The sequence below is a fragment of the Negativicoccus succinicivorans genome, from assembly GCF_014207605.1.
GTDB classification, from domain to species: Bacteria; Bacillota; Negativicutes; order Veillonellales; family Negativicoccaceae; genus Negativicoccus; species Negativicoccus succinicivorans.
Window position 1 is genome coordinate 77,664 of the sequence record NZ_JACHHI010000007.1, and the last position, 6,983, is coordinate 84,646.

Here is a 6,983-nt window from a genome sequence, read left to right on the forward strand (position 1 = left end):
TCGACTTTCTTATTATAGCGATTTCACCCTTTATTGTCAATTGAGAGGATACTTTTCCACGTGAATATAATTACATCTATTCTAACAAAGTAAACCTGTGATGTAAACTTAAGGGGCGTGCTCAATGCGCAAAGTCATTTTTCCGACTGCAATAAAAAAGGCGGAATGATCTCCGCCTCCACTTACCATGATCGGCCGGCACCGCCACCGCCGGAGCTGCCGCCTCCGCCACCGCGGAAACCGCCCCCGAAGCCGCCGCCGCCGCCGAAACCTCCCCCGCCTCCGCGGGAGAAAAACATCAGCAGCAAAATGCGTGTCAGACGACCGCGATTAAAGATACCGTCCAGCATCAGAACTACGACCAAAAATGCCAGCGGCCATACGGAACCGCTTTGCCGTTCCGGTTTTTCAACCTTTCCCGGTGTGCCTAAATCCTTTTCCGTGATGCCGTATTCCTGCATCGTCACGCCGATCAAAGCACCGTAGGTTTGCAAGATGCCCTGCTCAAATTGATTTTGCTTAGCATACGGGATAAAGTACCGATCTAAAATCTCGCCCGCTTTCGCATCATTGAGAGCGCCTTCCAAACCGTAACCGACTTCAATGCGCACCTGCTTGGCCGACGGTACGACCAGGAGCAAAATCCCGTTGTTTTTTGATTTATCGCCGATGCCCCAGCGTCGAAACAGCTCGGTCGCATACATTTGCATATCCCCGTCGGGAATGCTTGGCATGGTCGCTACTACGACCTGGGCACCGGTTTTATCTTCCAAAGCACGCCCGACGGAACGAATTTTCTGGACCGTTGTACGTGACAAAATACCCGCGAAATCCTGCGCATAAATATCACCGCGCAACGCCGGATACGGCGTTGTCACAGGTGTCGTCGAGACACTGTCGGTGGCCGCGCCTGTCTGCGCGGGATCGGTCTGCTGCGGTGCCGGCTGATGATTAGGCTGACTCGGCGCCAATCCCTGCTCCGCCGGCAGAGTATCGGTCGCTTTCGGCCATAACGGCGAACGCTCCGCCACCGCCACATCGGCAGACGCTACCGCCGGAACGATCACCGCCATAACCAGCCAGCTGACAGTAACGAACCACAGCCCCCACTTGCGCAGCACTTCCGTCGTGTGCACGCGCGTGTTTTCCATCACCGTGCGTCCTTACTTAAAACTGAACTTGCGGCGGAGTTTGCGCACTTTCCGATGCGCGGAAATAGTCACGGCTGCTGAAGCCCAGCAATCCTGCCACAATATTTGTCGGGAATTGACGAATTCGGGCATTGAACGTCTGCACGACACCGTTATAATCGCGACGCGATGTGGCAATGCGGTTTTCCGTGCCGGCCAATTCATCCTGCAACGCTCGGAAATTCGCGTCCGCTTTCAAATTCGGATAATTTTCAACGACCATAAACAAACGTCCTAACGCGCCCTGCAGTTGCGCATCAGCTTCCGCTTTTTCGCTTACCGACTGCGCGCCCGCCATCTTGGCACGGGCATTCGACACGTTATCAAATACTTCCTGCTCGTGTTGCGCATAGCCTTTGACCGTATTGACCAAATTCGGAATCAAATCGTTACGCCGTTGCAATTGTGTATCAACTTGCGCCCACGCGCCGTTGACCTGTTCATTCGCAGTAACCAGTCCATTGTACTGACCGACCATCCAAAAGCCCGCCAGCGCGACGACCGCAATCACTATCCACCAAATTCTTTTCATAATAGCCTCCTCCAGCTCGATAAACAAGAAATCATTTGACTATATTATACCATAATCGACGCTTTCACTTACTTCGTCTTGTTCCTTTTTCGCCTGTCATGTCTGTGAAACGGTATCAGATATTTTCAAAACGAATGGTCGGTATTTCATGCTGCGATATAAATAAAATCACTCGCTCTTTTATTTCTTTATTTTTTCGTTTACTTTCTAAAAAAGGAGAAGAAAGAAGATTTTTTCAACAACATAAAAACGGTAACCGCTTATAGAATGGCAGTTACCGTTTTTTAGTTTATTCTTTTAAGACCGGCGGTTTATGTTGCAGTCCGCGCGTGGAAACGAGCAGGTAGATCAAGCCGACGAAAAGCCACACCGCGCCGACGATCAAACAGGTCGTGGAAAGGTTCGCCCACAAATACGCGCACACGGCGAAACCGATGAGCGGCGCGAGGAAGTAACGGAATATTTGCCGTTCTTTTTTCCGCCAGAAGTAGTAAACAATGACCGCGAGATTGACGCACATAAAACCGAACAAACCACCGAAATTTAAAAGTTCGGTCACAATCGGAATATCGAGGAAGATCGCTCCGAATACGCCGATCGCCGCCATAACCAAAATATTGTACGTCGGCGTTTGGTACTTCGCATGCAAATGCGCAAAAAATGCTTTCGGCAGCAAACCGTCGCGTCCCATGCCGTACAAAAGACGGGCCGCGCTGGACTGACCGGCAAGTCCCGCCGTCATCGTCGAAATAATGACCGCAATCGTGTACGTGATGGCGAGCCATTCGCCGCCAACGAGCTGCGCCACTTCAAAAAGCGCCGTGTCCTGCGAGGCGAAGGTCGTGTAATCCGGCCAGACGAGTTGCGCCAGGTACGCCTGCAAGATAAAGATCAGGCCGCCGAGAAGACAGGCCGCCATCGCCGCGATGCCGATATCTTTCTCCGGGTGAATCGCTTCTTCCGCCATCGTCGTAATCGAATCAAAGCCCAGGAACGAAAAACAGGCAATCGCCGCACCCGCTACCAGCGCGGAGATCGAGTGCGCGCTTTCCGGATGAAACGGCGCGGCGGAAATCAATGCGCCCGCGCCGACACCGTTTGTCAGCGCCCAGGCGCACATCGCGCAAAACAGAAAAACGATCACTCCCATGACACCAACCAAGAGCATGTTTGTTTTCGCCGCTATATCCACGCCGAAATAGTTGACGACGGTTGTCACCAACGCGATGCCGAACACATATGCATAGTACGGAATCGCAGGAAACGTCGAATGCGCATACGCCGCGCCGACCATAAAAACAATTAACGGCACCAAGACATAGTCCAAAAACATCGCCCAGCCCGCAAAAAAACCGAGGTAGGGATTAATCCCTTTTTCCGTATACGAGTACGTCGAACCGGCCACCGGGAACGCATTGGCCATCTTACCGTAGCTCATCGCGGTGAAAAGCATCGCCACCATCGCAATGACGTACGCGAGCGCCAAGGTCCCCCCTGTCGTCGTCGTCGCATAGCCGTAAATATAGGCCGGCGCGATCGGCGTCATAAACGCGATACCGTAAATAATCAAGTCTTTACGCGTCAACACCCTTTTCAATGTCTGATCATACCCCGTACCAACAACGTTACCGTTCGGTTCCGCCATGCCCATCCCTCCTTAGCTGTTAATACTGAGAGTATACCATAATAAACACATTAGAACGACCAAAATAATTTTATTTATTACAAATTATATCACTTCTGTCTCACCGTACCTCATTTCGAGAAATAAAAAAGAGCCCGCAGGCTCTTTATTCACACGTATACAACTCCCGCAGACAGGCCCTCGCCAACGCCGCCAACGACGACACCGCGCGCTGATCCGGAAGTTGCGCCGCGCCGTATGCCAACGGCAACTCCGTACAAGCCAGCACGAGCGGCACATCGTTTTCACGCCACAAAAGCTCCGCCGCTTGACGCAAGCGTTCGCCCGCCAGCGTGAAATTGCCCGATTTGATGTAGCGCAACGACTGTTCTGCCCATTCTCCGGCAAGCGGTAACGGATCGTACAACGCAAAACCGCGTTCCGCCGCTTTTTTCTGGTACAATCCGGAGCGCAATGTTCCTTGGGTCCCCAAAAGCCAAGCTCCCTGCGTCGAAAGTTTTGCCGCCTCCGCCAACGTCACATCCGTGATATTAATCAGAGGCGCTGTAAGTTCAGCGGCAAATTGTTCAATGAAATAGTGCGCCGAATTACATGGTGCGCAAAGCACGTCCGCACCCCATGTAATCAACTTTTCAAAGTCGTCTCGCATTTGCGGGCCGGGGTCCGCTCCGTTGCCGAGCATGGCCGCGCTGCGATCGGGCAGATCCGTGTCGCCGAGCATAATTACCGTCGGGTGCTCTTGATCCGTTTCCGCCGGCGCGTATACCGCAAGCAGACGTAAAAATTCCGCTGCCGCCGCCGGTCCCATCCCGCCGAGCACACCTAATACTTTACCGTTCTTTTTAACCATAGCCATCTTCCGTTTCTTTTATTTTACATTTATCTTACCGTTTTACTTTAACGAATGCAACGATAACCGAAATGTATACAAAAATGCAAAAAAGAGACCGTCACAATGACGACCTCTTTGTGCATTTTCTATGTAAATCTTTGCCCTTTTTATCCGATCAGCGGTTTTTTATTCAATACTTTCGGCGTGCCGACACGGAAGCTGTCACCGCCGGCCTCTTCCACAAGGCAAGCCTGGTTGGCGCAAAGATATCCCTGAATGGACATATACATCGCGGTATCCGTGTAATCCAATCCGTACGCATCGCTGATCAGACGATGCAATTCCAAATATCCCGCGCGAATCGCGTCATCGCACGTCGGTCCGCAGGTGTTGACAAAGTACGCATCTTTGGTTTCCGTAACCGCCCAATTCAGCTTGAAGTTTTTCAAAAGACGCACGCGCACGATCACTTCACCGGCGATTTCAATCCCGTTGCCGCAGACTTCGCCGTCCGCCATCGTGGCATGCAGATCACCCATGGCCAGCAGGCCGCCTTTAACACGTACCGGGAACCAAACCGTTACGCCCTTTTGGATGATGCGGCTGTCCATATTGCCGCCGTGATTTCCCACAAAACCGGTAGAGATTTCTTTTTCATCGGTCGCGACACCGATCACGCCGACCATCGTGTCCAACGGCCACACCATGTCATTGGCATCCCAATGCACCAAACCGTTTTCAATCCGCATAATATGCGTCCGCAATTCACTTTTTTCACAAAACGGACCGCATTCGGGAATCGAACATACCGCGCCCTGGTCAGCTACCGTAACATCCAAAATATCGACCGCCAGCGCATCGCCCGGCTCCGCGCCTTCGATGTAAAGCGGACCGGTCGCCGGATTCGTATGTTGCCAATCCACCGATTCCGCAATATCCGTCGGTTTTTGCACCTGACCGTCATAGCAATCTTTGGTGATAAATTTGACCACTTCACCCGGTTTAGCTGTCGCAACCGGCTGCATCTCGGGAGTAAACTTATAAATACATTCTCTGATCTCTTGCATAAAACTTCCTCCTTTACTGTACCACTGTAAATTTGCTGCACACTGCTATCTTGCCCAACATCATCTTCGGCGGACAACTAGAACACAAAACCCGCGATTAAATACATCACGGCGGAAATCGCCGCAAAGATAATGGAGTAAGCAACACAAGTCGATGCGTGATAGCCCGGCTTTAAGCCGAAGACCGATGAAGTCAGCATCGTGTAATCGCAAATGTAACACATATTGCAACCGAAAGCGCCGGCCGAAATAATCGCCGCCCCTACCAGGTACGGATTGGCCCCGACGGTCAATGACACCGGAATCAAAATCGGGAACGTAATTAAAATCAGGCCCCAATTAAGCGACATGATACATTCCGAGATACAAAAGACAACAAACACGAGGAACGGTAACAAGTTCGGGTTAACGAAAGTTTGTACCACATTTGCCAAGTAATCGATATATCCCAAGTTCACCAACACATCATTGAGCATGTACGATACGCAGAACAAAATGATCAAACTCATAAAATCGGCGAAGCCGGCAATCAGGCACTCTTCAATATCTTCCGATTGGATAATATTGCGCAATAAATAGTAGCCGACCGTCACCGGTAAAACCACCAGCATCGCCGGTACCGTGTCGAATTCAAAATAGCAAACCACGCCCATCAAGAAAACAATCGGCAGGAAAAAGTCCAGCAGCCCGCCGTCTTTTTTACCCGGGACCTGCTCTTCCATATTTTCAATCGGCACGTAGTATTCTTTTTGTTGTGTTTTCAAACCGCCCAAGCGCGGTAAATAACCGGCGGCAAAAAGAAATGTACCGATCAGGGAAACGATGGCATAAAAGCTGAACGGAATGGAGCGGAAAAACGCCATCATGCCGTTACCGTTTTCGGCAAGCCCCGCCGAAGCAAACGCACCGCCTAAAAACGCCGCCCATGAAGTAATCGGAAACAGTACACGCAACGGTTCCGCCAAAGTATGGATCAAGTACGCGCCGTCTTCCCGCGGAGCATCCAATTCATCGTACATCGGCGCCATAATACTGCCGCCGATCGTAACCGTCATGTAATCATCAAAAAACAGCGGAAATTGCATAAGCCAAGTCGCCATATTTAATTGCCGCGCCGATTTCACTTTACGTTTAACCAATCTTGCAAACGCATGCAATGCGCCGGTTTTACCAAGAAGTTTTGTAAATACGTTCAAAAAGCAGCACATCAGAACAATCCACAAAAAGTCTTGATTCGACATCGTCGTATACAACTGCTCTTTAAATCCGTCTACTACACCGACTCCTGTATTTAATGCTATCCCCAACATGGTGGCAAAAATCAGAGTCTCTAAAATGCGTTTCGTCAGCAACGTATAATAGAGAATGTATACGATTAATAAAGTTCCTATTCCTTCCGGTAAATGGTCTTTCCCCGGCGTCAGAAATATGACTCCCAATAAAAGTAAAAACGTAAGACCGTAACTCATGCACTTGTGCAAAACAGAATTGGGATCCAATAGAGTTTTGTATAACGACCGCATAATAAAACCCCCATATGTTCTTTCTTTTTAGTATACCAAATAATAATTATAGAAAAAACTCAAAAATAACTATTAAATAAAAAAAGAGACCATTATCTGATGGTCTCTTTGGCGTAATCAGCAGCTACCTATGCTCCCGGGCCGTTTCCAGCCAAGTACTTTCGGCGTTTACGAGCTTAACTACTGTGTTCGGC

At 50.1% G+C, this 6,983-nt stretch carries 6 protein-coding genes and 1 rRNA gene; all 7 read right to left on the bottom strand.

Annotated features, from left to right (window positions below):
• Window positions 1-182 precede the first annotated feature (182 nt).
• Complete coding sequence (locus HNR45_RS06925) at window positions 183-1,151, bottom strand: TPM domain-containing protein (protein ID WP_052099249.1); 969 nt, start codon at window positions 1,149-1,151, stop codon at window positions 183-185.
• Window positions 1,152-1,167: 16 nt separating this feature from the next.
• On the bottom strand, window positions 1,168-1,722 hold the full coding sequence (locus HNR45_RS06930; protein ID WP_024049095.1) for a LemA family protein: 555 nt from the start codon (window positions 1,720-1,722) through the stop codon (window positions 1,168-1,170).
• 289 nt (window positions 1,723-2,011) lie between these two features.
• Window positions 2,012-3,367: an APC family permease gene (locus HNR45_RS06935; RefSeq protein ID WP_159823336.1), complete on the bottom strand. Its 1,356-nt coding sequence runs from the start codon at window positions 3,365-3,367 to the stop codon at window positions 2,012-2,014.
• A gap of 145 nt (window positions 3,368-3,512) precedes the next feature.
• Window positions 3,513-4,217, bottom strand: coding sequence for an aspartate/glutamate racemase family protein (locus HNR45_RS06940; RefSeq protein WP_159823337.1), 705 nt, complete (start codon window positions 4,215-4,217; stop codon window positions 3,513-3,515).
• A 149-nt stretch (window positions 4,218-4,366) separates the two neighbouring features.
• A complete protein-coding gene (locus HNR45_RS06945; RefSeq protein ID WP_159823338.1) occupies window positions 4,367-5,266 on the bottom strand; it encodes an acetamidase/formamidase family protein in 900 nt (299 codons plus the stop codon).
• Between the two features lie 77 nt (window positions 5,267-5,343).
• Window positions 5,344-6,789, bottom strand: a complete 1,446-nt coding sequence (locus HNR45_RS06950; RefSeq protein WP_159823339.1) for a Na+/H+ antiporter NhaC family protein — start codon at window positions 6,787-6,789, stop codon at window positions 5,344-5,346.
• A gap of 115 nt (window positions 6,790-6,904) precedes the next feature.
• A 5S ribosomal RNA gene (gene rrf, locus HNR45_RS07420) occupies window positions 6,905-6,983 on the bottom strand; the annotation flags it as partial.

Bases quoted from the DNA above. Each gene is read 5' to 3' on its own strand.
- HNR45_RS06925 (WP_052099249.1), bottom strand. From the start codon at position 1,151: ATGGAAAACACGCGCGTGCACACGACGGAAGTGCTGCGCAAGTGGGGG.
- HNR45_RS06945 (WP_159823338.1), bottom strand. From the start codon at position 5,266: ATGCAAGAGATCAGAGAATGTATTTATAAGTTTACTCCCGAGATGCAG.
- HNR45_RS06940 (WP_159823337.1), bottom strand. From the start codon at position 4,217: ATGGTTAAAAAGAACGGTAAAGTATTAGGTGTGCTCGGCGGGATGGGA.
- HNR45_RS06930 (WP_024049095.1), bottom strand. From the start codon at position 1,722: ATGAAAAGAATTTGGTGGATAGTGATTGCGGTCGTCGCGCTGGCGGGC.
- HNR45_RS06950 (WP_159823339.1), bottom strand. From the start codon at position 6,789: ATGCGGTCGTTATACAAAACTCTATTGGATCCCAATTCTGTTTTGCAC.
- HNR45_RS06935 (WP_159823336.1), bottom strand. From the start codon at position 3,367: ATGGCGGAACCGAACGGTAACGTTGTTGGTACGGGGTATGATCAGACA.